Source organism: Kitasatospora sp. NPDC088779, assembly GCF_040685395.1.
GTDB lineage: Bacteria > Actinomycetota > Actinomycetes > Streptomycetales > Streptomycetaceae > Kitasatospora.
In genome coordinates this window covers 88523-115103 of record NZ_JBFBHW010000024.1, presented here as the reverse complement: position 1 = coordinate 115103, position 26581 = coordinate 88523, and the positions used below count along the sequence as shown (strand labels likewise).

General features: G+C 74.7%; 25 protein-coding genes and 1 pseudogene. 10 read left to right on the top strand and 16 right to left on the bottom strand.

The window, feature by feature from the left end; all coding sequences use genetic code 11:
• Positions 1–13: 13 nt before the first annotated feature.
• On the top strand, positions 14–940 hold the full coding sequence (locus tag AB0P03_RS23095) for an ABC transporter ATP-binding protein (protein WP_363587474.1): 927 nt from the start codon (positions 14–16) through the stop codon (positions 938–940).
• On the top strand, positions 937–2598 hold the full coding sequence (locus AB0P03_RS23090; protein WP_363630547.1) for an ABC transporter permease: 1662 nt from the start codon (positions 937–939) through the stop codon (positions 2596–2598). The genes AB0P03_RS23095 and AB0P03_RS23090 overlap by 4 nt, the downstream gene beginning before the upstream one ends.
• A 63-nt stretch (positions 2599–2661) precedes the next feature.
• Here the strand turns inward: AB0P03_RS23090 and AB0P03_RS23085 are convergent, their stop codons facing one another.
• Entirely contained in the window at positions 2662–3249 is a 588-nt protein-coding gene (locus AB0P03_RS23085; protein WP_350879397.1) for a TerD family protein, read from the bottom strand.
• Positions 3250–3620: 371 nt separating this feature from the next.
• Here AB0P03_RS23085 and AB0P03_RS23080 point away from each other — a divergent pair, with 371 nt between their 5' ends.
• Positions 3621–5813 carry a hypothetical protein gene (locus AB0P03_RS23080; RefSeq protein WP_363630546.1) on the top strand — a complete coding sequence of 731 codons (2193 nt, stop codon included), beginning with the start codon at positions 3621–3623 and terminating at the stop codon, positions 5811–5813.
• Here the strand turns inward: AB0P03_RS23080 and AB0P03_RS23075 are convergent.
• From AB0P03_RS23075 to AB0P03_RS23065, 3 genes are all read right to left on the bottom strand, one after another.
• The gene (locus AB0P03_RS23075; RefSeq protein WP_363630544.1) at positions 5810–6856 is read right to left on the bottom strand and encodes a hypothetical protein; all 1047 of its coding nucleotides are present in this window, start codon (positions 6854–6856) and stop codon (positions 5810–5812) included. The two genes, AB0P03_RS23080 and AB0P03_RS23075, sit on opposite strands and share 4 nt — an antisense overlap.
• 51 nt (positions 6857–6907) lie before the next feature.
• The gene (locus AB0P03_RS23070; RefSeq protein WP_363630542.1) at positions 6908–7573 is read right to left on the bottom strand and encodes a hypothetical protein; all 666 of its coding nucleotides are present in this window, start codon (positions 7571–7573) and stop codon (positions 6908–6910) included.
• 71 nt (positions 7574–7644) lie between these two features.
• Positions 7645–8292 carry a class I SAM-dependent methyltransferase gene (locus AB0P03_RS23065; RefSeq protein WP_363630540.1) on the bottom strand — a complete coding sequence of 216 codons (648 nt, stop codon included), beginning with the start codon at positions 8290–8292 and terminating at the stop codon, positions 7645–7647.
• Positions 8293–8649: 357 nt separating this feature from the next.
• Between AB0P03_RS23065 and AB0P03_RS23060 the strand changes: the two genes are divergently transcribed.
• Complete coding sequence (locus tag AB0P03_RS23060) at positions 8650–10917, top strand: glycosyl hydrolase family 18 protein (protein WP_363630553.1); 2268 nt, start codon at positions 8650–8652, stop codon at positions 10915–10917.
• A gap of 75 nt (positions 10918–10992) precedes the next feature.
• Here AB0P03_RS23060 and AB0P03_RS23055 read toward each other — a convergent pair whose 3' ends face one another.
• The 6 genes from AB0P03_RS23055 to AB0P03_RS23030 form a co-directional block, all read right to left on the bottom strand.
• Positions 10993–11763 (bottom strand): DUF4239 domain-containing protein, encoded by a 771-nt coding sequence (locus AB0P03_RS23055; protein ID WP_063350621.1) that lies wholly within the window; start codon positions 11761–11763, stop codon positions 10993–10995.
• Between the two features lie 120 nt (positions 11764–11883).
• Positions 11884–12909, bottom strand: coding sequence for a hypothetical protein (locus AB0P03_RS23050; protein WP_363630539.1), 1026 nt, complete (start codon positions 12907–12909; stop codon positions 11884–11886).
• A 205-nt stretch (positions 12910–13114) separates the two neighbouring features.
• On the bottom strand, positions 13115–14524 hold the full coding sequence (locus AB0P03_RS23045) for a family 2B encapsulin nanocompartment shell protein (RefSeq protein ID WP_363587460.1): 1410 nt from the start codon (positions 14522–14524) through the stop codon (positions 13115–13117).
• Between the two features lie 588 nt (positions 14525–15112).
• Positions 15113–15625, bottom strand: coding sequence for a hypothetical protein (locus AB0P03_RS23040; RefSeq protein WP_363587458.1), 513 nt, complete (start codon positions 15623–15625; stop codon positions 15113–15115).
• Between the two features lie 220 nt (positions 15626–15845).
• Positions 15846–17300 (bottom strand): PLP-dependent aminotransferase family protein, encoded by a 1455-nt coding sequence (locus tag AB0P03_RS23035; protein WP_363630537.1) that lies wholly within the window; start codon positions 17298–17300, stop codon positions 15846–15848.
• A gap of 54 nt (positions 17301–17354) precedes the next feature.
• Positions 17355–17876 (bottom strand): universal stress protein, encoded by a 522-nt coding sequence (locus AB0P03_RS23030; protein ID WP_363587455.1) that lies wholly within the window; start codon positions 17874–17876, stop codon positions 17355–17357.
• Positions 17877–18350: 474 nt separating this feature from the next.
• Here AB0P03_RS23030 and AB0P03_RS23025 point away from each other — a divergent pair, with 474 nt between their 5' ends.
• Complete coding sequence (locus AB0P03_RS23025) at positions 18351–18746, top strand: transglycosylase family protein (protein ID WP_363617297.1); 396 nt, start codon at positions 18351–18353, stop codon at positions 18744–18746.
• A gap of 140 nt (positions 18747–18886) precedes the next feature.
• On the opposite strand, the gene AB0P03_RS23020 is transcribed toward AB0P03_RS23025, so the two are convergent.
• Entirely contained in the window at positions 18887–19825 is a 939-nt protein-coding gene (locus tag AB0P03_RS23020; protein ID WP_363630535.1) for a hypothetical protein, read from the bottom strand.
• Between the two features lie 223 nt (positions 19826–20048).
• On the opposite strand from AB0P03_RS23020, the gene AB0P03_RS23015 reads away from it, so the two are divergent.
• Positions 20049–20405, top strand: a complete 357-nt coding sequence (locus AB0P03_RS23015) for a hypothetical protein (RefSeq protein WP_363587449.1) — start codon at positions 20049–20051, stop codon at positions 20403–20405.
• Between the two features lie 18 nt (positions 20406–20423).
• On the opposite strand, the gene AB0P03_RS23010 is transcribed toward AB0P03_RS23015, so the two are convergent.
• A complete protein-coding gene (locus tag AB0P03_RS23010) occupies positions 20424–21014 on the bottom strand; it encodes a pyridoxamine 5'-phosphate oxidase family protein (RefSeq protein WP_363630533.1) in 591 nt (196 codons plus the stop codon).
• A 188-nt stretch (positions 21015–21202) separates the two neighbouring features.
• Between AB0P03_RS23010 and AB0P03_RS23005 the strand changes: the two genes are divergently transcribed.
• The 4 genes and pseudogenes from AB0P03_RS23005 (at position 21203) to AB0P03_RS22990 (ending at position 24528) form a co-directional block, all read left to right on the top strand.
• On the top strand, positions 21203–22168 hold the full coding sequence (locus AB0P03_RS23005) for a helix-turn-helix domain-containing protein (protein WP_363630532.1): 966 nt from the start codon (positions 21203–21205) through the stop codon (positions 22166–22168).
• 28 nt (positions 22169–22196) lie between these two features.
• Complete coding sequence (locus tag AB0P03_RS23000; RefSeq protein ID WP_363617305.1) at positions 22197–22628, top strand: VOC family protein; 432 nt, start codon at positions 22197–22199, stop codon at positions 22626–22628.
• Between the two features lie 106 nt (positions 22629–22734).
• Positions 22735–23613 (top strand): annotated as a pseudogene (ligD, locus tag AB0P03_RS22995) (non-homologous end-joining DNA ligase); the annotation flags it as partial.
• A gap of 60 nt (positions 23614–23673) precedes the next feature.
• Positions 23674–24528, top strand: a complete 855-nt coding sequence (locus AB0P03_RS22990) for a DNA ligase (RefSeq protein WP_363587508.1) — start codon at positions 23674–23676, stop codon at positions 24526–24528.
• A 57-nt stretch (positions 24529–24585) separates the two neighbouring features.
• On the opposite strand, the gene AB0P03_RS22985 is transcribed toward AB0P03_RS22990, so the two are convergent.
• The 4 genes from AB0P03_RS22985 to AB0P03_RS22970 all read right to left on the bottom strand — a co-directional run bounded on the left by AB0P03_RS22985 (position 24586) and on the right by AB0P03_RS22970 (position 26450).
• Positions 24586–25170 carry a type 1 glutamine amidotransferase domain-containing protein gene (locus tag AB0P03_RS22985; protein ID WP_363587443.1) on the bottom strand — a complete coding sequence of 195 codons (585 nt, stop codon included), beginning with the start codon at positions 25168–25170 and terminating at the stop codon, positions 24586–24588.
• A gap of 3 nt (positions 25171–25173) precedes the next feature.
• On the bottom strand, positions 25174–25479 hold the full coding sequence (locus AB0P03_RS22980) for a PRC-barrel domain containing protein (RefSeq protein ID WP_363587441.1): 306 nt from the start codon (positions 25477–25479) through the stop codon (positions 25174–25176).
• Positions 25479–25916 (bottom strand): hypothetical protein, encoded by a 438-nt coding sequence (locus AB0P03_RS22975; RefSeq protein ID WP_363630531.1) that lies wholly within the window; start codon positions 25914–25916, stop codon positions 25479–25481. The genes AB0P03_RS22980 and AB0P03_RS22975 overlap by 1 nt, the downstream gene beginning before the upstream one ends.
• Before the next feature lie 66 nt (positions 25917–25982).
• Positions 25983–26450 carry a hypothetical protein gene (locus AB0P03_RS22970; RefSeq protein ID WP_363587437.1) on the bottom strand — a complete coding sequence of 156 codons (468 nt, stop codon included), beginning with the start codon at positions 26448–26450 and terminating at the stop codon, positions 25983–25985.
• Between the last annotated feature and the right edge of the window lie 131 nt (positions 26451–26581).

Sequence of the window (26581 nt, the reverse complement as noted above, 5' to 3'; positions counted from 1 at the left end):
TAGCTTCAGCAGCATGACGAAGGCAATCGCTCTGACCGGCCTCCGCAAGACCTTCGGCCGGACCACCGCGCTGGACGGCCTCGACCTCACCGTCGAGACCGGCGAGGTGCACGGATTCCTGGGGCCCAACGGCGCCGGGAAGTCCACCGCCATCCGGGTGCTCCTCGGTCTGCTGCGCGCCGACGGCGGCAGCGCCCGGCTGCTCGGCAAGGACCCCTGGCACGACGCCGTCGAACTGCACCGCCGCCTCGCCTACGTCCCCGGCGACGTCGAACTGTGGCCCAACCTCACCGGCGGCGAGGCCATCGACCTGCTCTCCCGGCTGCGCGGCCGGCTCGACCGCCGCCGCCGCGACGAGCTGATCGAGCGCTTCGACCTCGACCCCACCAAGAAGGGCCGCAGCTACTCCAAGGGCAACCGGCAGAAGGTCGCCATCGTCGCCGCGCTCGCCTCCGACGCCGAACTGCTGCTGCTCGACGAGCCGACCTCCGGCCTCGACCCGCTGATGGAGGTGGTCTTCCAGGACGTCGTCCTCCAGGCCCGGCGGCAGGGGCGGACCGTCCTGCTGTCCAGCCACATCCTGGACGAGGTGGAGAAGCTCGGCGACCGGGTCAGCATCATCCGCCACGGCCGGGTGGTGCAGACCGGCAGCCTCGGCGAACTGCGCCACCTCACCCGCACCACGGTCGAGGCCGAGACCCACCGCCCCGTCACCGGGCTGGAGACGCTGGAGGGCGTGCACGCCGTCCGCACCGAGGGCGCCCGGGTGCGCTTCGCCGTGGACGGCGCCCACCTCGACGCCGCCGTCCGCCGCCTCGGCGAGGCCGGGCTGCGCAGCCTGGTCAGCCACCCGCCCACGCTGGAGGAGCTGATGCTGCGCCACTACGGCGACGAGCTGGCCGCCAACGGGCACCCGGTCGACGGCGAGGCCGCCCGATGACCGCCACCACCACCGCGACCAGCGCGCCCGCCACGGCCCCGCGCCCGCCCCGCCCGCGCACCACCCTGGCCGGCACCGCCACGCTGCTCCGCTTCGCCCTGCGCCGTGACCGGCTCCGCCTCCCCGCCTGGGTGCTCGGCCTCGGCCTGCTCACCCTCGCCAGCGCCAACAGCGTGCACACCCTCTACCCGACCGCCGCCGACCGCGCCTCGATCGCCCACGCCTCCGCCGGCCCGGCCGTCCTCGCCATGACCGGCCCCGGGCACTACCTGGCCGACTACACCTGGGGCGCCATGCTCGGCCACCGGCTGCTCGGCCTGCTGGCGGTGCTGGCCGGGCTGATGAGCGTGCTGACCGTCACCCGGCACACCCGGGCCGAGGAGGAGAGCGGGCGGGCCGAGCTGGTCCGCTCCGCCGCCGTCGGCCGGCACGCCCAGCTCGCGGCCGCCCTCGGCGCCGCAGCCGTCGCCGACCTCGCGCTCGGCCTGCTGCTCGCCGCCGGGCTGCCCGCCCTCGGCGTCCCCGGGCTCGACACCGGCGGCGCGCTGCTGTTCGGGGCCGCGACCACCGCCGCCGGACTGCTGTTCGCGGCGGTCGCCGCCGTCGCCGTCCAGGTCACCGCGCACGCCCGGACGGCCTCCGGGCTGGCCCTCGCGGTGCTCGGCACCGCCTACGCGGTGCGCGCCGCCGGGGACGCCGGGTCGAACGGGCTCTCCTGGGCCTCCCCGATCGGCTGGCTCCAGCGCAGCTACCCCTTCGTGGACGACCGCTGGTGGCCGCTGCTGCCCGCGCTCGCCCTGGCCGCCGTCACCGGGGCGGCCGGCTTCGCACTGAGCACCCGACGGGACGTGGGCGCCGGGCTGCGCGCCGCCCGCCCGGGGCCGCCCACCGCCCGCCCCGCCCTCGGCACCCCGCTCGGCCTCGCCCTGCGCCTGCACCGCGGCCTGCTGGGCGGCTTCGCGGTCGCGCTGCTGCTGCTCGGCGCGATGTACGGGTCACTGCTGGGCGGCGCCGACGCGATGGTCAAGGACGTCGACCAGCTGAAGGAGGCCCTCGCCCGGCTCGGCGGCCGCTCGCTCACCGACTCCTTCGCCGCGATGACCCTGCTGGTGGTGGCGGTGGTCGGCGCGGTCTACGCGGTGCTGGCGACGCTGCGCCCGCGCGCCGAGGAGAGCGCCGGGCGGGCCGAACCGGTGCTGGCCACCGGGGTGTCCCGGTCCGGTTGGCTGGGCGGGCACCTGGCGGCGGCGCTGCTGGGCTCGACCGCGGTGCTGCTCGCGGCGGGGGTGGGCTTCGGCCTGGCCGGGGCGTTGTCCACCGGTGACGCCGGCGCGTTCCCGCGACTGGTCGGCGCGGCCCTGGCGTTCGCGCCCGCCCAGTGGGTGACGGTGGGGTTCGCCGCCGCCGTGTACGGCTGGCTGCCCCGGGCGACGCAGCTGGCCTGGCTGGTGCCGGCGTACGCGTTCGTGATCGGGTACCTGGGCCCGCTGCTGAAGCTCCCCGCGGGCCTGGACCGGCTCTCCCCGTTCGGGCAGGTGCCCCGGCTCCCGGCGGCTGCCATGGACTGGACGCCGCTCGCGGCGCTCACCCTGGTCGCGGCCGCCCTGATCGCCCTGGCGCTGGCCGGGTTCCGGCGCCGCGACCTCGAAACGCGCTGACTCCCGGGGCTGCGGCGGGGGAAGCGGACGGGGCCGGCCACGGCGGGCCGGCCCCTGGCCGGGTCACAGGTGCTTGACCAGCTCCGGCATCAGGTCCTGGAAGGTCCGCCCGCTGGCCGGCTGCCCGATCGCGGTCATCTGCCAACCGGCGGGCGTGCGCTGCACCTTGGCCATGATCTGCGCGGTGTACGGGCCGCCCCCGGTGAGCGTGTACCGGGCCAGCTCGGCGCCCGTCTGCTCGTCGACCAGCCGGCAGAAGGCCGCCTCGACCTCCTGGAAGGTCTGGCCGGTGAAGGAGTTGACGGTGAAGAGGATCTGGTCGACCTCGGCGGCCATCTTGGTCAGGTCGACGGTGATCGACTCGTCGTCGGTCGCGTCGCCCGCGCCGCCGACCAGGTTGTCGCCGCTGTGCCGGACGGAACCGTCATTGCTGTTGAGGTGCTGGAAGAAGACCACGTCCACCGGCCGCCCCTGGGAGAACAGCACCGCCGAGGCGTCCAGGTCGATCTCCCGACCGGCGGCCAGCAGCTTGGCGAAGAAGCCCTTGGGCTGCGCGGCCTTCCAGCCCAGGCCCATCCGGACCACACTCAGCTGACCGCCGCCCGGCTTCTCCAGGCTGATCTTCTGCCCCTTGGCCAGCGAAACGCTCATCGTGCCCTCCTCGTCCCTGCCGCCGCTCCGTGCCGTGAATCTACAGCACTGTCGAACATCTATGATCATCCGACCGGCGCGCTCCCAGCACCCCTACCCCGCACTCCCCCCGCCGTCACCACCGGGGGCGGTCTGCACACTGTCAAGCGCCCCGGGGAGGAGCTTGCGCGGGGCGGCGCGCAATCCGGCTCGGTCAACCTGGCAACCGGCGATCCGACGTCTGGCGTAGCCGCGAACAGGGCCCGAACAGGCGGGCGGCCCGCGGACTAGGGTCGGCTCGGAGGCGCCGCCGACCGGGAGAACGGCCGCCGACGCACCGAGCGTTCCGCGCACGTTCCCGTGATCCGCCAACCCACGCTGGGGGGACCACCATGTCCGAGCACGAAGGAACACCGCCCGCACCCGCCACCGCCGCCACCACTTCGCGCCTCGGCCGCCGCCGCCTGCTGCGGGCCGGCCTGGGCACCGGCGGCGCGCTCGCCACCGTCCGGCTGCTGCCCGGCGGCCAGGCCTGGGCCGCCGCCCCGGAGCCCGCGCCCGCGCCCGCCACCCTCCCCGGCGGCGGCGCCGCCACGGCGCAACCCTGGCCGGACTGGGCCCGGTTCGCCCGCGTCGGCGACGGCACCTTCAACGAGCCCGCCGACATGCAGAGCGCCGTCGACGCCCTCAGGGCGCAGAACGTCAGCGTCATCGAACTCGACACCCTGCTCTCCAACTGGCTCACCGACGCCGAGTTCGCGGCCCACATGGCCGAGGTGAAGACCTTCACCGGCCTGGCGCACGCCGCCGGCCTCAAGGTCGTCATGTACTACCCCTCCCTGGAGCTGATCTCCCCCGGCGGCGAGAAGGGCCGCTCGTTCTACAAGAACGACCAGGGCGGCGCCTGGGTCCAGCGCGACCTCGCCGGAAAGCCCAACGTGTTCTACGGCAGCGTGGTGGTCTGGGTCGACCCGGGCGACGAGAGCGTCTGGCTCAGCCCCAACTCGCCCTGGCGGGACTACTACCTCAAGCGGATCAAGGGCGTGGCCGCCACCGGTGTGGACGGCATCTGGCCGGACGTCCCGATCTACTTCGACGGCGTGCTCTCCTGGTGCGACGCCTCCACCTGGGGCGCGGCCGCCTTCAAGGCCGACAGCGGCCTCGCCCTGCCCAAGGCCGCCGACTTCGCCGACCCGGTGTTCCGCCGCTACCTCGAATGGCGCCACCGCAACCTGCTCCAGTTCCAGCTCGACATCGCCGCCGCCGGGCGCGCGGTCAACCCCGACCTGGTCACCTTCGTCGAGACCGTCTCGATGGACTACCGCTACGCCACCTCGATCGGCCTGGACGGCGGCTACCTGCGCCAGGCCGAGGGCGCCGTCAGCCAGGTCTGGGAGGTGGACATCCTCGGCAACTACGACGGCATGCGGCACGCCACCGCCTCCGACTGGGTCTGTCTCATCTCGATGTACAAGTACGCGCGCGGCGCCAGCGGCACCAAGCCCGCCTGGGCGTTCTCCTACGGCTGGCAGGCCGACGACGCCTCGCTGGTGATGTCCCAGCTGATCGCGGTCGGCTGCAACCCCTACGAGGTGAAGACGCCGTACAAGAACGACACCGTGGACGCGGCGATGCGTGCCCGGATGTACCGCTTCGTCCAGACCAACCAGGAGCGGCTCTACAACGCCGCCTCGGCCGCCCAGGTCGGCGTCTACCACTCCAGCCCGTCCCGGGACTACGTCAGCCCGGGCGCGGGCATCGGGATGTACGTCAACGCGACCGCGCCGGCCGGGATCAGCGACTGGTGGGGCGGCGACGACCCGGAGCAGAGCTGCGCCTCCGTCCCCTGGCTGGGCGAGTTCCGGGGCGCGGTGAAGGCGCTGGTGTACGCGCACATCCCGTTCGACACGGTGCCCAGCCCCGGCCTGGCCGCCGCCGACCTGGCCCGGTTCAAGGTGCTGCTGCTGCCCGACCTCCAGGCTGTCTCGGACGCCGAGGCGGCCGTGCTGCGGGGGTTCGTCGCGGCCGGCGGGACGATCGTGATCACCGGCCCGGCTCCCACCGCGCTCGACGAACTGGGCGGCCAGCGCGCCGAGTTCGCGCTCTCCGACGTGCTCGGGCTGCGCCGGGGCAGCCCGCTGCCGGCCGGCAAGCAGAACGCCTACGGCAGCGGCACCTGCTGGTACGTCCGCAACCGGGCCGGACTCAGCTACCTCACCAAGACCGACCAGGCCTCGGCCGACCAACTGCTCGCCCCTGTCCGCCAGTCCGCACCGCCCGCCGTCACCCTGGCCGGGGACCCCCGGATCTTCCTGGACGCGCGGCGGCTCGGCAACGACGCCGTCGTCCACCTGGTGAACTTCACCAACTTCGGCAACACCCCGGCGGCCTTCCGCACCACGCCCGCCAACTGCACGCTCTCTTACGCCCTCCCGGTCGGCGCCGCCGTCACGGCCGTCACCGTCGCCACCCCGGACGGCACCGACCCGACGCCCAAGCCCGTCCCGTACACCGTCACGGGAGCGACGGTCAGCGTGCCGCTGACCGTCGTGCAGTACTCGGTGGTGACGGTGACGGTGAGCTAGAGCGCGGGCGCGGGGATGCGCCAGAGGGCGGCGGGGTTGGCCTCGCCGCCCGGGGCGGACTCGAAGGCGATCCACTTCCCGTCCGGGGACCAGCTCGGCGCGCCGTCGTACGAGCCGTCGTCGCCGGTCACCCGGACGGGGCGTCCGCCGTCGGCCGCGACCACGAAGACCTGGGCGTTCGGCAGGTTGCCGAGGTTGGAGGAGAACACCAGGTACCGGCCGTCCGGGGACCAGGTGGGATCAGTGTGCTCGCCCTGCACGTCGGTGACCTGGCGCAGGCCGGTGCCGTCCGCGCCGACCGTCCACAGCGCCCAGTTCTCGCCGCCGGCGGCGCGCCGCTGGAAGACGATCCGGTCGCCCCGGGGCGACCAGTTCGGCTGCCGGTTGTCGGTGCCGGTGCCCTTGCCGTCGACCAGCCGGAGGGGGGCGCCGCCGTCGCGGCGGACCTTCCAGAGCGAGTCCTGTTCGGCGTCGTCGCCGTGCACGGCGGCGTGTTCCGGCTCCCAGCTCTGCTGGAAGACGATCCACGCGCCGTCCGGGGAGAAGCTCGGCTCGCTGTAGCCGCTGCCGTCCTCGTGCCGGGTGACCCGCTCGGGGCTGCCGCCGGGCGTCATCAGCCAGACCTCGTCGTGGCCGGACTCCCGGTCGGTGGCGAAGGTGAAGGCGCCGGTGGCGGCGTTCCAGCTGGTGCCCGGGAGGTTGACGGCGGCCTTGTCGGGATCCTCCAGGACCTTCTGCGGCGCGCGGGCGCCGTCCAGCGGCAGCACCCCGAGGGCGGCGGCGCCCTTGTTGTAGCCCTCGCTGAACTCGGTCAGCAGCACCGAGCGGCCGTCCGGGGCGAAGGCGGGGTTCTGGGCGCTGCGGCCACCCTCGGCCCGGTAGAGCAGCTCGGCGCCGTCGGCCCGGCGCTCGCCCCCGGTCGGCGGCGCGCCGCCGGCCCGGGTCGGCCGGGGCTGCGGCCCGTCCTCGGAGCCGGATTCGGCGCAGCCGGACAGCAGCAGCATTGTGACGGCCGCGGCGGCGAAGAACGTGCGAGTCCTCATGACCCACAAGCTAGTTGACGCTTCGTCACATCGCGTACGCCCGCAGGCGGATCAGGCGTCGCCGTCCAGCAGGTGCTGGCGGACCTCCTGGAAGGTCCAGGCTCCGCCGGCCGGGCGGGCGAACACCCAGACCAGGTCGAAGCGGTCCGGCCAGGTGGCGGGTGCGCCGCTGCCGGCGGCGCCGAGCGCCTCGACGATCCGCGGGATCCGCGAGTGCTCCCAGCAGATCAGTACCGGCTGGGGCCCGGCCAGGGCGGCGCCGGCCAGGGCGGTCTCCTGGGACTCGGCGTACCCGGTGTCAACGGTCAGCCCGAGCTTGGCGGCGAGCGGGGTGACGGTCTGCCGCATCCGGTGCGCCCCCGCCAGTGGGCCCTGGTCGGCGGCGGCGAGGATCCGGGCGGGGGTGCGCAGGCCGGGCGCGGGCGGGGCGAACAAGGTGGGCAGCGCCCGGGCGCGGGACCAGCCGCGCTCGGTGAGGGACTTGCCGTCGTGGCCGCCGTTCTCGTCCAGTCCCGGGTGGCCGCCGTCCGGCTTCTCGCCGTGCCGGATGATCATCACCAGGGCCTCGCCGCCCGCGTCGCTCGCCCTGGCCGCGCCGGCCTCCTTGCCCGCCTTCTTGCCGGCCTTGCCGGAGGAGGCCGAGCAACCCGCCAGCAGCACCGGAGCGGCGATCGCCAGGCCGGTGAGCAGGGTGCGCCGGGCCGGCCGCGCCGCCACTCGGTGCTCCATCACTCGGCCCCCCGTCACCTGGTCCCCCGCCACTCGGTGCTCCATCACTCGGTCCCCCGTCACTCGGCACCCCGCTCCAGGCGCACCAGCGCGTCGACCGCGACGCCGTCGCCCTCGCCCTTGTGCCCGGGCTCCGGGCCGACCGTCCGGTGCACCCGTTCGGCCCGGACGGTGCGCAGGCCGCGGTCCGCGAGGTCGGCGAGGACGTCCTCCGGGGTGAACAGCACGGCCGGGTCCTGCGGGCCGCCGACGCCCTCGGTGAGGTTGCTCAGGTCGTGCCCGACCACCAGCAGGGTGCCGCCGGGAGCGAGCGCGGCGGCGGCGCGGCGCAGCGCGGCCCGCCGGTCCCGGGCGGGGACCTGGAGGTAGGCGATCAGGATCAGGTCGTAGCCGGCGGCGGGGGCCTCGAAGGTGCGGGCGTCGCCGTGCCGCCAGGTGAGCCGGTCGGCGACCTCGTCGGGCAGGTCGGCGGTGAGCCGCTCGGCACGTTCCAGGGCGACGGCGGAGTAGTCCAGCCCGGTGACCTCCCAGCCCCGGCCGGCCAGCCAGATGGCGTTGCGGCCTTCGCCGGCAGCCAGGTCGAGGGCGTGGCCGGGGACGTGGGCCGGGGTGAGGCCGGTCAGTTCGCGGACCACCCAGCGGTTGGGCTCGGCGCCCCACACCAGCTCGGTCGCGGCGTAGCGGTCGTCCCAGTCCTGGCTGTCCATCGCGAGTCCTCCGTTCGGCGGGCCTGCTCCGCAGCGGTCAACCTACCGGGCCCGGGCGTCGGCGGCCCGGAACGGTCCAGCGGGCGGACACCCTTGACGGCGAATATTGGTCCAGTCCAATCTGTGATGTCGTGACGCGAGCGGGTCAGCCGACCCGCCGCGCCCGCCGTCCGTACGTCGGCACGCTCCACCTGCCCGCGCGCCCCCACAGCGCCCGGGCGGCTCCCCCGGCCCACCCCGGGCCACGCACCGCCGGAAACCCCCACACATCCGGAGGACAACCGCATGCACGACCGCGTCATGCCCGCACGGCCCGCCCAGGCCGCCGGGCACCGGACCGCCCCGCGCAGACGGGCCATGGCCCTGGCCCTCGCCGCCACGCTCAGCACCAGCGGCGCCGCCCTCGCCCTGACCCTCAGCCCCGCCTCGGCCGCCCCGGTGAACCTGCTGGCCAACGGCGACTTCGAGGCCGGCACCCTGACCGGCTGGACCTGCGCCAACGGCTCCGTCGTCACCACCCCGGTGCACGGCGGGAGTTACGCGCTCAGCGGCGCGGCCTCGGCCTCCGACACCGCGCAGTGCCAGCAGACCGTCACCGTCCAGCCGAACACCACGTACACCCTGTCCGGCTTCGTCCAGGGCAGCTACGTCTACCTCGGCGCCACCGGGACGGGCGTCAACTCCTCGGTCTGGACACCCGGCGGCACCGGCTGGAACCAGCTGAGCACCACCTTCACCACCAGCGCCACCACCACCTCGGTGACGGTCTTCACCCACGGCTGGTACGGCACCGGCGCCTACTACGCCGACGACCTCAGCCTGACCGGCCCGGCCGGGCCCACCTCCACCGGCAGCCCGACCGCGAGCGGCAGCCCGACGGCCTCCACCAGCCCGACCGCGTCCAGCAGTCCGACCGCGTCCGGCAGCCCCACCGCGAGCGGCAGTCCGACGGCCAGCGGCAGCCCCACCGGATCCGGCAGCCCGACCGCGACGGCCACCGCCAGCGGCCCGGCCGGGGACGGCAAGGTCACCACGCCCACCGGCGTCGCCGTCACCAAGGTCACCGCGGGCGCCGTGGTGCTCACCTGGCAGCCCTCCACCCTGACCACCGGCGACGGCCCGATCGCCTACAAGGTGTGGTCCAACGGCCAGCTGGTCGCCACCTCGATGGGCACCTCCGTCGCCGTCAGCTCGCTGCTGCCCGGCAAGGCGTACACCTTCAGCGTCCAGGGCTACTCCGGCTCCCACGCCTCCGCCCAGTCCGCCGCGGTGAGCACCACGACGGCCGCCGCCCCCGCGCAACAGCCCGTCCGCTCGGCCTACTTCGACCAGTGGGGCGTCTACGAGAACGCGTACTACCCGAAGAACGTCGACACCAGCGGCGCCGCGGGCAAGCTGGACGTCATCCACTACGCGTTCGCCAACATCGACCCCACCAAGCTCACCTGCTTCCAGGCGGTGAAGGCCTCCGACTCGACCAACGAGAACAACCCCAACGCCGGTGACGGCGCGGGCGACGCCTACGCCGACTACCAGTCCGACTACAACTCCGGCACCAGCGTGGACGGCAGCAGCGACACCTGGGAGCAGCCGCTCAAGGGCAACTTCAACCAGCTGCGCCAGCTCAAGGCCAAGTACCCGAACCTGCGGTTCACCATCTCGATCGGCGGCTGGACGTACTCCAAGTACTTCTCCGACGCGGCCGCCACCGACGCCTCCCGGAAGACCTTCGTCTCCTCCTGTGTCGACATGTTCCTCAAGGGGAACCTGCCGACCGGCGTCGCGGGCGACGCCTCCGGCGGCGCGGCCACGGCGGCCGGCATCTTCGACGGCGTCGACCTCGACTGGGAGTACCCGGGCTCGGCCGGCGGCCACACCGGCAACCACTACTCCCCCGCCGACAAGCAGAACTTCACCCTCCTGCTCAAGGAGTTCCGCACCCAGCTGGACGCGCTCGGCTCCGCCCAGGGCAAGCGCTACCTGCTGTCCGCCGCCCTGCCCAGCGGCCAGGACAAGATCGCCCAGCTGGAGACCGACAAGATCGGCAACTACCTCGACTACGCCGACGTCATGTCCTACGACATGCACGGCGCCTGGGACGCCAAGGGCCCGACCAACCACCAGGACCCGCTGCACGACAGCCCGGCCGACCCGACCACGCCGATCACCCCCGGCACCCGCAAGTACAACGTCGACACCATGCTCGCCGCGTACACCACCGGCCTGCCCGAGTACGGCATCCCCGGCGGCTTCCCGGCCAACAAGCTGGTGCTCGGCATCCCGTTCTACTGGCGCGGCTGGACGGGTGTCCCGGCCGGCTCCAACTACGGCCTGTACCAGAGCGCGACCGGCCCGACGGCCGCCAAGCCGCTGAGCCAGGAGGCCGGACTGGCCGCCTGGAAGGAGCTCAACCCGACCGCCGCCACCACCCACTGGGACCCGGTCACCGAGAGCAGCTGGGTCTACGACGGCACCAACTTCTGGACCGGCGACACCCCGCAGGCCATCCAGGCGCGCGGGGCCTACACCAAGAGCAAGGGCCTCGGCGGCCTGTTCGCCTTCTCCCTGGAGAACGACGACGCCTCCGGCACGCTGCTCAACTCCATGGACGGCAGCCTGCGCTGACGTCCGGCACGCCGGTGGGCCCGCGCGGATCTCCGCGCGGGCCCACCCGCTTCGGCGAGGTTCGGCGGGCCCTGCTCAGCCCTTGAGCCCGAGGGAGGGGAACAGGTCGACGAACGGCTGGGTGGTCACCGAGACGCTCCGGCCGAACGGATCGTCGAAGTCCCAGATCATGAACAGCAGGAACGCGATCAGCGCGCTGAAGCAGCCCGCCAGGATCAACTCCCTCGGCGTGCGCCGGATCTGCAGCGCGAACAGCATGCCGACGGTCACCACGGCACCGGTGATCAGGCCGAACCAGACGACCCCGGGCATGGTCGGCCCGGCGTTCTGCCCGCGCGAGTTGCGGGCGTCGTCGGCCTGGCTGATCCGGTCCATGATCGGCTGGTAGGACTGCGACTCCAGCTCGGAGGCCGGCGGCCGGGTGGCGACGTCCACCCGCAGCTTGTCCAGCAGTTCGGTGCCCTTGTCGGAGATCTCCCCGTTCTTGCGCATGTAGTCCCACTCGACCTTCACCACGTACGAGACGTAGGCGTCCACGTCGGCCCGGACCTGGTCGCGGAACTCGGCCGGGTAGACCACCGCCCGGTCGCTCACCTCCTGCAACGACTGCGCCTCCCGGAACAGGTCGTCCTGGGCGGCGCCGCGCGCCTCCCAGACACCCGCGAGGGCGAGGCCGAGGACGATCGCGTAGACCACGCCGATCATCATCGTGATGTAGTCGATGACGTCCGGGGTCTCGTCGACGTTCTTCTCGGTGCCCACCCGGCGGTGCCGCAGCACCACCACCGCCACCACGACGGCACAGGCCGCCGCCATCGCGATGGCCAACGCCAACCATTCGGACATGGGAACTCCCTTCTCTGGCTCGGCTTGTGACGGAACAAAGGATCGAGGCCGGCCCCGGGCCAGGCAGGTCGGGCTCCAGGGCCGGACCGGGGGCCGGGGCGGGCCGCCTCGGTGGGGCGGTCAGGACCGCCCGGAACGGCCGCGGCCGCGTCCACGGCCCGGGCGCAGGGCCGCCGCCGCCAGGATGGCGGGCACGGTGACCAGCAGCATGGTGGTCGTCGCCGGGGCGTTGTGGTGGTGCTGCGGCGGGACCGGCGGCTGCGCCGCCCGCACGTGGTACACGGGCTGCGCCGCCGGGGTCGGCCACAGCGGGCTCGGGCGCACCGGGCTCGGCGCGTCCGGGCTGGGGGCCACCGGGTCCGGTGGGGGCGCGGGTGCCACCGGGTCCGGCGCCGGGGGTGCGGGCGGGTTCGGCGCGGGTGCCGCCGGCGGCGGGGTGGGCCCAGGTGTCCTGCTGGGAGCCGGCGTTGTCGGCGCGGGGGTCGGCGACTGCGTGGGGACGGGTGCCGGAGTCGGACTGGGCTTCGACGTCGGCGAAGGCGTCGGCGTGGCACTCGGCGTCGGGGTCGCCGTCGGGCTGGGCGTGCGGGTGGGGCTCGACGTCGGGGTCGACGTCGGTGTGGGGCTCGGGCAGGGGTGCGGGTGGTGATGGTGGTGGTGCCACCAGTCCCCGTGCCACCAGTCCCCGTCGTGGCCCCCGTACCCGCCGTGCTCGTCGTCCGGGCGGCCGGGCTGCCCACGGACCCCCGTGGTGTCCGAGGGCCGTGGTGAGGCCGGTCCGGGCACGGCCTTCGGCGTGCGGCAAGGGTGGTGCCGGTGCGGGAGCCCGGGCCCCTGGTGTCGCGCGTCGGCCGTCGGGGCGACGGTGACGCCGACCTGGACGTCCACGTCGACCCCGACGTTCACGTCCCCGCCCGGCCCGACCTGCACCGACACGTCCGTCGCGGTGCAGACGCAGGAGTCGACGGTCGTGCCGTGCTGCTGCTCCCCGCCGTGGTGTTCGGTGCCGGACGCCGAGGCGCCGCCGACCAGGGCGCACATCGCGACCACTCCGACCGCGGCGCCGATCAGCCTGGTCCGCCGACCGGAGGCCGCACCCCCACCGCCGTCCAGCGATATCCGTCGGGACTGCCGGCGCTGCGGCATGGGCTCCACTCACCTCTCGGGTCGCCGGGGACGGGATCAGAACAGGGCGATCCGCCCGGCCCGCAGGAGGACGCGGGCAGGCGCGATCAGACGTGATGAGGCACGATCAGGCGGACGGCCCGCCTTCCAGGGGCGGGCCGTCCGTCATCAGGTCAAACGATCTTCGAGCCGGCCGGTTACGGCCCGGCCCCGTTGTCGGCCGTCCTCAGTGGCGGCGGTGCGCGATCTCGACGTTCTCCAGGACGCCGACCGCGTCCGGCACCAGGATCGCGGCCGAGTAGTAGGCGCTGACCAGGTAGGAGATGATCGCCTTCTCGTCGATGCCCATGAAGCGGACCGACAGCGACGGCTGGTACTCGTCCGGGATGCCGTTCTGGTGCAGGCCGATGACGCCCTGGTTGTCCTCACCGGTACGGATCACCAGGATGGAGCTGGTGTTCTCCTTGGTGATCGGGATCTTGTTGCACGGCAGGATCGGCACCCCGCGCCAGGCCGGCACCTGCTGCCCGCCGAGGTCGACGTGGTGGGGGTACAGGCCGCGGGCGTTGAACTCGCGGCCGATCGCGGCGATCGTCCGCGGGTGGGCGAGCAGGTAGTCGGGGTCGCGGCGGCGGTTGAGCAGCTCGTCCAGGTCGTCCGGGGTGGGCGGGCCGGAGTGGGTCTGGATCCGCTGGTCGAAGTCGGCGTTGTTGAGCAGGCCGAACTCCGGGTTGTTGACCAGCTCGTGCTCCTGGCGCTCGCGCAGCGCCTCGATGGTCAGCCGGAGCTGGTGCTCGATCTGGTTCATCGGCTCGTTGTACAGGTCGGCGACGCGGGTGTGGACCTTGAGGATGGTCTGCGCGACGCTCAGCTCGTACTCGCGGGGCTTGAGCTCGTAGTCCACGAAGGCACCGGGCAGCTCGAACTCACCGTGGTGGCCGGCCGACATGGCGATCTCGGCCTCGCCGCGCTCGTTCTGGGCCTGCTGCGGCAGGGCCAGGAACCCGAGCAGGTGCTCCTGGAGGCTCGGCGAGTTGTCCCGGATGGCGGCGAAGTCACGGCGGGTCAGCGTGAGCGCGACGCCGGCGGTGGCGGTCGTGGCGGTGAACTCCCAGACGGCGTCCGGGTCCAGCAGGGCGTCATCGCCGAAGCGGTCGCCGTCGCCGGCCACGCCGACCACGGTGTCGTCGCCGTACTTGCCGGTGCCGATCTTGTTGACCTTGCCGTGCGCGATCAGGAAGATCCGGTCGGCGGCCCCGCCCTGGGTGGTGAGCACCTCGCCGGGGCCGAAGTCGCGCTGCTCGCAGCGGTCGGCGAGGGCGGTCAGCACCTCCTCGTCCTCGAAGCCGCGCAGCAGGGCGAGCTCACCCAGCTCGGCGGGGATCACCCGGACCTGGGAGCCGGTCTTGATGAACTCGACCACACCGTTGCCGACGGTGTAGGTGAGCCGTCGGTTGACACGGTAGGCGCCGCCGGCGGCCTGTACCCAGGGAAGCACCTTGAGCAGCCAGCGGGAGGTGATCTCCTGCATCTGCGGTGCGGACTTGGTCGTGGTGGCGAGGTTGCGGGCAGCGGCCGTCGTGAGGCTGGACTGCTGCGGGACCTGCGCTGTCTCCGGGCTCGTGTCCACGGGCATCGGCAGGGGTCTCCATTCATCTGGTCGGATCACGCGGTCAGGGAAGGACGGCGACGGGGTCGCCCCGATCCACCCCGACTGATGCCATGACGGCTCATCAGACACGCGTATCGATGGGGGTGTTGGCGATTCATCGCGATCACGGCCACCGTCTCCCGGCGGCCCATCGGGAACCCTAGATCACCAGCGCCCGACCGGGCCCGCACGGAGGCCGACTACCCCCCGATAGGGTGAATCTGAAGCAGTCCCATTCCGCTCGGGCCCCGGGTCGCGAGAACATCCGTTCCCCGCCGCGGATCCCGCGCGACCGACCCCCGCGCGCGGACAGCGGGCAGCGGACAGGCGGCGTACCTCCCGTACGACATCGGCGGGAGCGGGTCGTCAACGGGGGGCCGGCACAACGGGGCCGACGCAACGGGGCCGGTCAGCGGCGCCCCGACCACGGGCATCGGCCCGCCACCGGGATCCGGGCACGCGAACGGCCCGTCAGGTGCCGGGACGGGGGCGGCCGGCACCTGACGGGGGATCGGGGATGCGCAGTGGGGGTGCGACGGGGAAGCGGCGAGGGAGCGCCGGTCGGGCGATGCGTCAGGCGCAGGCGATCTGACTGCCGGGGATGCCGACGATGCCGGAGTTCTTGGCCTCGCCCCCCTTGTACTCGTAGTACAGGTAGGAGTAGAAGTCGATCCTGGTCGCCGCCCCGCAGGTCGAGTCCGGCGCCACGGTGTAGGTGACCGTGAAGCTGCTCGTGGCACCGGGGGCGAGCGGCACGTTGTACCGGGCGATCCCGCCGTGGACGTTGTCGCTGCAGCCGTTGGTCTGGGTGCCGCAGGCCGTGGCGGTGAACTTGAGGCCGTTCTCCAGACTGGTCTGGTAGGTCGGCTGAACGCTCTGGTACACGAACTGGATCGGCGTGTCGTACGGGTTGCTGAGCGTCAGGGTCAGGGTGAACTCGCCGCCCCGGACGGTCGTTTGCCGGTCGGATACGGCCGTGAACGGCAGCGGGGTGTCGGCCTGGGCGGGTGTGGCGGAGAGGAGCAGACCGACGGCGAGGGCCGGGCACGCGGCGAGGGCGACACGGCTCAAATGTGTTCTGCGCATGACCAAGGAGCGTAGGGCGCGGTACCGGTTCCGTTGCCCCGCTCCGCCCCGGTCCGTACCGACGCACGAGTCGGGGGCGGACACCGCGGACCACCCCGGCTGCGTTCCGCCCCCACCGCCCCGCCCGGGGCCCTATGCTTCGCCCGCCGCCCCGGACGGCCACCCGGAGCCGGTCGCCCGGCAGGCCGGTGCCGGTCCGGCCGCCCCGGGCCCGGCCGGTTCAGGCGGGCGGCGGCAGGATGTCGCAGAGCGCGGCGAGCGCCGCCGGGTAGGCGTGGTCGGGCGGCGTGGCGTAGCCCACGACCAGGCCGTCCATGGCCGGCATGGCCTCCGGGCCGATCCCCGGGTGCCGGTAGTCGGCGAGCCCGTCCAGGCCCAGGCCCCGGCGGGCGGCGGCCTGGAGCACCGCGTGCTCGGTGCCGGGCTCCAGCCGCAGGACGGCGTGCAGGCCGGCCGCGACGCCGGAGACCCCGATGTGCGGGGCGCTCCCCGCCAGCGCGGCCACCAGCTGGTCGCGGCGCTCCCGGTAGCGGCGGCGCATCCGCCGCACGTGCCGGTCGTAGCCGCCGGAGTCGATCAGCTCGGCGAGGGTCAGCTGGTCCAACGCGCTGGCCCAGCCCTCGCGTTCGCCCTTGGCGGCGAGCACCCGGTCGACCAGATGGTCCGGCAGCACCATCCAGCCGAGCCGCAGCGCCGGTGACAGGCTCTTGCTGACCGAGCCGAGGTAGACCACCCGCTCGGGGTCGAGCCCCTGGACGGCGCCGACCGGCTGGCGGTCGTAGCGGAACTCGCCGTCGTAGTCGTCCTCCAACAGCAGGCCGCCGCGCCCGCGCGCCCAGTCGACCACGGCGGCGCGGCGGCCGGCGTGCAGCGGTCCGCCGGTCGGGAACTGGTGGGCGGGGGTGAGCAGGGCCGTCCGGACGTCCTGACGGTGCGCCAATCCGCCGAGCCTGGCGCCGTGTTCGTCGACCGGAAGGGGCACGGTGACGACCCCGGCGGCGGCCAGCAGCCCGCGGTGGAACCCCAGCCCGTACGCCTCGACGGCCAGCGGCCCGGTCGACTCGGGCGGCAGGGCGGGCGCCCCGCCGGCGAACAGCAGCCGCAGCGCGTGGGCGAAGCCCGAGCAGACCACGATCCGGTCCGGGTCGGTGCGCACCCCGCGGACGCGGGCCAGGTAGTCGGCGAGGACGGTGCGCAGTTCGCGCCGCCCCTGCGGATCGCCGGGCCCGAAGGCCTCGTTGGGCGCCGCGGTCAGGGCCCGGCGGGCGGCGGCCAGCCAGGCGGCGCGCGGGAAGGACGCGGCGTCCGGCCGGCCCTGGCGCAGGTCGTGGACGGGCCCCGGCCGCACGGAGGGTCGGGGGGACGGGCTCGGCGGGACGGGCTCGGCGCGCTCGGCGACGGCGGTGCCGGAGCCCTGACGGGCGGTCAGCCAGCCCTCCGCCACGAGTTCGGCGTACGCCTCGGCGGCGGTGTTGCGGGCCAGCCCGAGGTCGGCGGCGAGCGCGCGGTACGGCGGCAGTCGGGTGCCGGGGGCGAGCCGGCCGCTGCGGATCGCCTCGCGCAGGGCCGCCATCAGCGCGGCACGGCGGCCCCCGACGGCGGGGAGGTCGAGGTGCAGGTCGCTGCCGGTCGGGTGGGCGGGCCCGGTGGGGTGCGCGCCCGGCGTTTCCGTCATGGTCACGCACCCTACCCGCCGCCACCCGGCCCCCTGCCGGGCGGCCCGGCCGCGCTACGGCACCACGGTGACCGGCCAGCGGCCCGCCTTCACCAGGCGGACGGCGACCGAGCCGATCACCCGGTGCCCGGCCTGCTCGGAGGCGCCGACCACGACGGCGTCGGCGCGCAGTTCGTCCGCGAGCTTGGCCAGCCCCGTATAGGGGTCGCCGCGCATGGTGAGGAAGCGCCATTCCACCCGCCACACCTCCTTCACGTGGTGCTCGGCCTCGCGCAGGGCGGTCAGCAGCTCGTCGGCGATCTCCTGAGTGGTCTCCTCCACCACGGCCCCGGCCAGCGCGGTGGCCGCGCCCAGGATCGGCTGGACGTACGCGACCGCGAGGGTGGCGCCCTGGCGGCGGGCCAGCCCGGCGGCGTAGGCGGTGGCGCGCCAGGAGGAGTCGGAGCCGTCCAGCCCCGCCAGGATCACCTTGGGCCCGTCCGTCCCCAGTTCGAAGCCCGCGGGGGCCGCTGCCGCCCTGGGCTCCCCGGCGCCGCCGACGGCCTCCACGTCCTCTGCATCGCTCTCGTTGCTCATGGCCCCGAGGCTATGCCCGCCACCGTGCGTGACCGGAGGGGGCCCTCCCGGTGAGGGTTGTGGCGCGGGCCACCCGGGGCGCCGGGCGGTGCGGCGATTTCGACACCGGGGGCTGGTGGGACGTCACGCGCTGTCGACGATGTGGGCGGGCTCACACGACTTTCGGCGTGACGCAGGCCACTTCGGCGGGTGGTTTGATCTTGCAAATGGTGGCAAATCGGGCCAAATCATGTCATTTCCTTGATCCTTACGCCCGGTAACGGCCCCCTGACGTGCCTAAACCTCCAAATCCTTGAAACCGCCTCAACCGCCCCCGTACCTTCGAATCCGTTGCACCAAGCACTCCGCTCCGGTCGGCTTCACCGCCCCGGAACCGGAACGGTGCCGGACCACGCGAGTGACGTGTCCCCCGAAACCAACGGCCTTCCGAGGGCCTGGTTCCGCGCGCTCGCAGCCTCCTCCGAAAGGAACCGCATGACCTTCCGTAACGAGACTGCCGCTGCCACCACCACCGCCACCCCGAAGCGCCGCAACCGCGTCCGGATGGCTCTGATGGCCGGGGCGATCACCGCCCTGCCGGTCGCCGGCCTCGTCACGGCCACCAGCGCCTCCGCCGCGCCGGCCACCGTCTGGGACAAGGTCGCCTCCTGCGAGGCCACCGGCAACTGGGCCGTCAACTCCGGCAACGGCTTCTTCGGCGGCCTGCAGTTCACCTCCAGCACCTGGGCCGCCTTCGGCGGCACCGCGTACGCCCCGCAGGCCCACCAGGCCACCAAGGAGCAGCAGATCGCCATCGGCGAGAAGGTCCTCGCCGCCCAGGGCCCCGGCGCCTGGCCGATCTGCTCCGTCAAGGCCGGCCTGGGCAAGTAGTCCCCACCCCCCGGCCCGCCTGTCCCGGGCCCCCGACGCCGCCGCACCCTCCCCGGGTGCGGCGGCGTCGTCGCGTTCCCGCCCGCTGCGGCCGACCGCACGCGCCGGCCTGCGGGCCGCGCCCACGGGCGGCGGTCGGGCTACCGGACCGGGGCCCGTTCCGGGCCGCCGCCGGGCGGGCCGGCCGCCACCGTCACCGAGAAGTCGGTGTGCCAGTCGGGCGAGGGGCAGTCCTCCTGACCGGACACGTCCAGCGTCCCGCCGGACAGCACCTGGCCGGCGGTCGTCGCCGGATCGATCACCACGGCCGGGTCGATGAAGATCGCGTCCTGGTAGCGCGGCCCGACCCCGTAGTGGCAGGTCAGGGTCCGCGGCCCGGCGGCCGTGCAGTCGTACGGCGTCGGGCCGGTCAGCGTGGTGTGCTCCGGCACGGTGATCCGCACGTCGATCGGGTGGGTCGAGTACGACGGACCCGCGTTGTACACCCACAGCGGCAGGTCGATGGTGGCCCCGGGTGCGCCGGTGAGGTCGCCCGGCTGCGGCACCGGGTGCCCGGCCTGCCAGGCGGAGGAGGCGCCGACCATGAAGTGGGCCCGGGTGTCGGCGGTGGTGAAGCTGTACGGCGTGGTGTGGCCGGACTGGTCCGGGTCGCCCGGGTAGAAGGCCTGCACGTCACCGCTGATGGTGGTGAACGGCGAGGTGATCGGCGCGACGTACAGCGACAGCCGCTCCACGGACGTGGCCCCCGGCGCCAGGCCGGCCGGGACGGAATAGGAGCTGCCCGTCCCGAAGTACGTCAGCTCCACCGGCGGGTCGGCCGACTTCACCACGCCCGGCGGGGGCAGGTGGACGACCACCAGGGTCGGATCGGTGGTCGCCGCCGGGCCCTGGTTGGTGACGCGCACCTCCAGGGTCCCGTTCTCGCCCGGGACCACCGGGCCCCGGGGCGGGCAGAGCTCGACGGACAGCCGCGCGGTCCCCGACCGCTCCGCGCGCGGGGCGGTGACGGCCTGAGCCGGCCAGGCCACGAGTACTAGGGAGAGCGCGGCCAGGGCGGCGGCACGCAGGGTTCGCATCATGACCATCACGCTCCCCCCGTCCGACACTCAGGGCAACCGGATGAATGCCTTCCGTAGCGAGTCCGGCGGCGCCGTTCCGCTCCGGCACGAGCTTGCCCGGGGCCCCGGAGCGTACCGAGGTGGCGACGGTCCGGCCGCGAGCCGGTCACGAACCGACCCGGCGCACCGCACGGCAGGTACGGTCGGTTCGCCGGGACCGTAGGCGAATTCCACCGGGGGGACCATGCGCCGCACCTGGGCCCTGCTCGTGCTCGTGTCCTCGCTCGGGCTGGCCGCCTGCGATCCGCACACCGATCCCGGCCGCACGCTGCCGCCGGACGACCGGCCCGGCTACGCGATCCCCGCACCCAGCCCGCCCCACCCGCCGATGCCCGAGCTGCGCGGCCAGACCGTCCTGGCGGCACGGGCGCTGCTGCCCCTGTGGTACCCGGTCAGCGTGCGGGACGCCGGTCCGCGGGGGCGGGTCGTGGTGGTGCAGTGGGAGTGGCGGGTGTGCGGGCAGAGCCCGGCGGCCGGAGAGGTGCTGACCGGGCAGGCGATCGGCCTGACCGCGATGCGCGTCGAGGAACCCTGCCCGTAACGCGGGCCTGACGGCCTGCTAGGTCCTGTCCGGTCGGGGCGGGAGCGGCAGCGGGAGAGCAGGGAGGCCGTCGATGCTGGTGCCGACGTACTGCTTGCCCTCGCAGTAGGTGCTGAACTCCTCCTCGTCCTTGCGGCCGAAGAACTGCGCGTGCAGTTCGCGGTCGGCGCGGTAGTCCATCAGCGGGACGGCGAACCCGCAGGAGTCGCTGACCCGTTCGGCCCGCACCAGCACGATCGCACGCAACCCGGAGCCGTCGACGGCCGGGTCGAAGCGGCCCAACAGCCCGGCGAAGCGCGGGTCGTCACGGAACACCGGCTCGCCCCGGCCGTGCACCCGCACCACGGTCGGCGGGCCGTCGAAGGCGCACCACATCAGCGTGATCCGGCCGTTCTCCCGCAGGTGGGCGATCGTCTCGGCGGTGGATCCGCCGAAGTCCAGGTAGGCGAGGGTGAGTTCGTCGATCACCACGAGCGTGCCGGAGCGGCCCTTGGGCGAGACGTTGACGTGCCCGTCGGTGGAGAGGGGCGCGGTCGCGACGAAGTAGAGGGGCTGCCGTTCGATGAACTCCCGCAGCCTGCCGTCGATGCTCTCGTACTGCTTTCCCATGCCCGCCAGTGTGCGCCCATCTCGCCTGGCAAGAAAGGATGATCCGCTGGGCGAGACGGCCGCCTCGCCGGGGGCGCCCACCGGGACGCCCGCAGAGCGGCCGAACTCGGCGGCCCCGGTGCGCATTTGTCCAAGACGCCCGCCCCCGCCGCGCGGCACGCTCGCCACCGGCCGCCGATACTGGGAACGTGACGACGGAAACCCCCGAGACGTCCGCAGCCGGCGCAACCGGGCCCGCGGCCGCAGCCACAGCCGACGAGGCCGCAGACACGGCCGCCGACACCGACGCCGACCTGGTCGACGAAGCCGTCCGCGCCCGGCCCGCGCCCGCGCTGCGCCCGTACGTGGCCTGGTACTCCGGGTACCGCCAGCGCGGCATCCCGCCCGCCCTGCACCGCGGCCTGCCGTCCCCGTACCTGACGTTCATCCTCACCCTGGACGAGCCGCTGGTGATCACCGGGCACCCCGACCCGGCGCAGCCGCCCGGCAGTTACCCGACGCTGCTCGGCGGCCTGCACACCGGCCCGGCGCTGATCACCCACGACGGCCGGCAGTCCGGCGTGCAGATCGCCGTGCACCCGCTGGCCGCCCGGGCGCTGTTCGGGCTGCCCGCCGGCGAGCTGGCCGGGATCGACCTCCCGGCGGAGGAGGTGCTGGGGCAGCTCGGCCCGCGCCTCCAGGAGCAGTTGCAGTCCGCGCGCACCTGGTCCGAGCGCTTCGCCGTGCTGGACCGGACGCTGCTGCGGGCCGCCCGCCCGTCCGGGCAGGTGCCGCCGGAGGTCGGCTGGGCCTGGCGGGCGCTGCGGCGCAGCAACGGCACCCTGCCGGTGGCGGCGCTGGGCCGGGAGACCGGCTGGAGCACCCGGCACCTCCAGGAGCGGTTCCGCCGGGAGACCGGTCTGACGCCGAAGGCCGCCGCCCGGGTGATCCGCTTCGACCGGGCCCGCCATCTGCTGGCCGCCTCGCCGCCGCCCCGGCTCGGCGACCTGGCCGTCCGCTGCGGGTACTTCGACCAGGCGCACCTGGCCCGGGAGTTCCGTGCCCTGGCCGGGGCCGCGCCGAGCGCGTGGCTGGCGGCGGAGGGGCCGGAGGAGGCGAAGTTCCGAAACGTCCAAGGCGGGGCGGGTGCGGCGGCCGCAGAGTGGGAGGCGTAAGCAACCCGAGCCCCCCGAGGAGACAGCCATGGACGGCACCGCCCCCGCCCCGCAGGTCTGGCCCAGCCTGCGCGCCACCGACGCCCGGGCCCTGATCCGCTTCCTGGTCGACGCCTTCGGCTTCCAGGAGGTCGTCGCCTACGGTGAGGGCGGGTTCGTCGCCCACGCCGAACTGGCCTGGCCGGAGGGCGGCGGCGTGATGCTCGGCTCGGACCGGGAGACGCCCGAGGGCGTTGCGCCCTGCCCGGGCCGGCCGGGCGGTTTCACCGCGTACGTGGTCACCGCGGACCCGGACGGCGTGCACGACCGCGCCGTCGCCGCCGGGGCCCGGATCACCACCGCGCTCACCGAGACGGACTACGGTTCGCGCGACTTCGCCGCCGCCGACCCGGAGGGCAACCAGTGGTACTTCGGCACCTACCGGGGTGCGCCGCGGCCCGCCGCCCCCGCGCGGGGGTGAGCGGCCCGCCTCCGACCCCCGGTGGACCGGCTGCGCCCCCGCCGCCGCCCGGGCAGACTGGCTGCGGGGGCCACGCACAGGCCCACCCAGGCTCCGGGGAGCACCCATGCCTCAGCTCACGGTGGACGGGCGCACCCTCGCGCTCTCCCACCTCGACAAGGTGTACTACCCGCGCACCGGCACCCTCAAGGGCGAGGTGCTGCGCTACTACGCCGCCGTGCACGGCGCCCTGCTCCCCCACCTGCGCGACCGCCCGGTCTCCTTCCTGCGCTGCCCGGACGGCGTGGAGGCCGAGGTGTTCATCGCCAAGAACCCGCCGGCCGGCACCCCGCGCTGGGTGCGCACCGTCGAGGTGCCGAGCAGCGGCGGCGACCTGCGCCAGGTGGTCCTCGACGACGGTGCCGCGCTGCTCTGGGCCGCCAACCTGGGCTGTCTGGAACTGCACGTCCCGCAGTGGCACGCGGCTGCGCCCGGGCTCGCCGACCGCCTCGTCCTGGACCTCGACCCCGGTGCGGGCGCGTCCGTCCTCACCTGCCGCACCGTCGCCGTCCTGCTGCGCGAGCGGCTCGCGGCGGACGGCCTGGCGGCGTGGGTGAAGACCTCCGGCTCCAAGGGCCTGCACCTGCTGGTCCCGATCGAGCCCACTCCCAGCACCCGGGTCTCGGCGTACGCGAAGGCGCTCGCCGCCGCCTTGGAGGGCGACCGCCCGGAGCTGGTGGTGCACACCATGGCGAAGGCCCGGCGGGCCGGCCGGGTGCTGGTCGACTGGTCGCAGAACAACGCCAGGAAGACCACCGCCGCGCCGTACACCCTCCGGGCCCGGCCGCTGCCGACCGTCTCCACCCCGCTGACCTGGGCCGAGCTGGAGCGCGCCGGCACGGCGGACGACCTGGTGTTCACCCTCGCCGAGGTGCCGGAGCGCCTCGCCGCCCACGGCGACCTGTTCGCGCCGCTGCTGGACCCGGAGCGGGCCCGGCCGCTCCCCACCGGCCCGGCGACCCGGCAGGAGCAGCCCCGCCAGGTGCTCCACCCGCCCGTCGAGGTGATGCGCCCCGCCGCCGTCACCGCCGTCCCGCCCGCCGACGGCCTGGGCGGCGCGGGCGTGCAGTACGAGCTGAAGCTGGACGGCTTCCGCTGCGTCGCCTTCGCCCGCGGCGCCCGCCCGCCCGTCCTGCAGTCCCGTACCGGCCGCGACCTCGCCCCCGAGTTCCCGCCGATCGCCGCCGCCGTCGCCCGGCTGCCCGAAGGGCTGGTGCTGGACGCCGAACTCGTCGCCTGGCGGGCCGGCCGGTTCGCCTTCGGGGAACTGCTGCGCACCCGCCGGGCCCGGGCCGCCGCCCCGGACGTCGTCCTCGGCCTGATCGCCTTCGACCTGCTCGCCCTGCCGGGCCGCGACCTGCGCCGGCTGCCGCTCACCGACCGGCGCCGGCTGCTGCTCGCCGCGCTGGCCGACGTCCCTCCGCCGATCCAGCCGGTACTGGCCACCACCGACCGCACGGAGGCGCTGGACTGGATGGCCCGCCTCGCCGACACCGGCGTCGAGGGCCTGGTCTGCAAGGCCGCCGGCTCCCCCTACCGCCCGCGCGGCACCGGCCGTGCCTGGGTCAAGTACCGCCGCAGCGACACCCTCGACGCCACCGTCCGCGCCTTCACCGGTCCGGCCTCCCGTCCGCACGCCCTCGTCCTCGAACTCGACGACGGCCGGGTGCTCCTCAGCACTCCCCGGCTCACCCCGGTCCAGGCCCGCGAGGTCGCCGAGGCCGTCGGTCCCCTCGCCGGCCCGCCCGTCACCGACCCCGAGCACGGCCCGGTCCACCCCCTCACCGGACCGCTGCGCGCCGAACTGACCCTCACCGGCCGCCCACCCGTCGCCGCCTTCGTCCGGCTGCGCGGCGACTGACCCCCCTGCGCGGCTCGCGCCGGGCACGCCGGGAACTCCCCGGGGCGGGAAGCGGGTTCACCCCTTCCGCCGCTTCGCCGCGTGGACGAACTCGGTGACCAGGGTGTCGTTGAAGACCGGCAGGTCGGCGGGTCGGCGGCTGGTGACGAGGGGGCCGGGGCCGGCGCGGCAGACGTGCACCTCCTCGTCCACCCAGTGGGCTCCGGCGTTGCGCAGGTCGGTGCGCAGGCTCGGCCAGGAGGTGAGGGTGCGGCCGCGGACGGCGTCGGCCTCGATCAGGGTCCAGGCGGCGTGGCAGATCGCGGCGACCGGGCGGCCGGAGGCGCAGTAGGCGCGGACGAAGACCACCGCGGCCTCGTCCAGCCGTAGCGCGTCGGGGCTCGCGACGCCGCCGGGCAGGACCAGGCCGTCGAAGGCGGACGGCCGCGCCCCGGCGACGAGGAGGTCGACGGCGAAGGTGTCGCCCGGGGCTCGGTGCCGGACGGCCTGGACGCGGCCGGGCCCGGTGGACAGCAACCGCGGGGTGCCGCCGGACTCGGCCACCGCCTGCCACGGCGAGGTCAGCTCGACCTGCTCCGCCCCGTACGGCGCGACCAGGAAGGCGATCGTCCGGCCGGTGAGCGTGGTGGACGGCCAGCCCATGGCTCAGCGCCGGTGTGGGTCGCAGGCGGAACCCAGGTGGACGGCGGCGGCCGGGGCGGGGCTGAGCCGGGCGCGCGGGCAGTCCAGGTGGACGGTCAGCTCCAGGTGGTCGATCCGCGACACCAGACCGACCGGAACGGACAGCCGGGTGCCCGCCACCCAGGGCCCGGCGTCGATCAGCAGGTGGTCCCCGGTGTCCTGTTCGACCCGGCCGAGCGGGCCGTCGGTGGCCTGCACCTCGTACCCGGTCAGGTTCAGGTCGGCAGCGTGGTGGGGTCCCGGACGGTACTCCCACAGGTCGGTGGTCATCACGCCTCCGGTTGGTCCCAGGGGCGGCGTTCGCGGCGCTCGTCCCGGTCGGGGGGTGCGGCACGGTGTTCGCCCCGGTCCCGGCCCGCAGCCCGGTCCCGGCCCTCACCCCGGCCCGCGGCCCGGCGGCGCAGCAGCGCCGAGGTGGCGATCGCCGCCGCCACCGAGGCCGCCCACACCAGCCCGAGGGCGGTCAGCACCGCGGTGGTCGGGGTCCGCACGCCGATGCTGAGGCAGATCGCGGACATCACCAGGGCGGTCAGCACCACCCCGGCGGACAGGCGGCGCCCGACGCCGCGCAGCACGCGCCGGGCCCGGCTCGGCGACTTGGCGCCCATCGTGCTCAACTTCCGGTCGAGGCGCGTGTCCTGGCGCAGATCGGACTCGATCTCCTCAAGGAGCCGTCGCTCCCATCCGCTCAACGCGGGTCCGTCCATCTCGGTCACCTCCGACACTTCCGGTGACGTGCTCGCACCCGGGCGGTTGCCCGGTACGGGCAGGCGCTAACCGCTCAGGGGGCCGCCGGTTGCGGCGTGTGGTGCGGCGCCGGCGGCGGCGCCCACGGGGCCGAAGGCCCGGGGCCGGGCCAGCAGGCTGTCGTCCAGGACGCGCAGCAGGGCGTCGGCGTCGCGGTGGACCTCGACCGCACCCGCCGCCCTCAGCTCGGGGCCGGCGTCCGCACCGGCCGCCAGGGCGACGCACGGCACCCCGGCCCGCCGCGCGGCCAGCACCTCGCGCACGCTGCCGGCCACCGCCACGGCGTGCGGCGGTGTGCCGCCGACCAGTTCCAGCGCGGCCCGCACCGGGTCACGCCCGGGGGCGGTCACGGTCAGGGCCGGTGCCCCGCCCGGCCCGGGCCCGGTCAGCACGACCGTCCAGCCCCGGGCGGCGCACTCGCGCAGCAGTTCGGCGGAACCGGGCGGCGCAGGGCGCCAATCGGTACCGAAGAGAGCCGCCGAGATCACCGTCATGGCCGACCGTTTCCCTTCCCGGGCCACGCACCGTACGCGCCCTTCCAGGTTAGGCCGCTCCCCCGCCGTGCGCGCAGCCTGCGGCCCACCGGTTTCCCGGCACCGGGAGGACCCGCGCGGCAGCCGGTCGG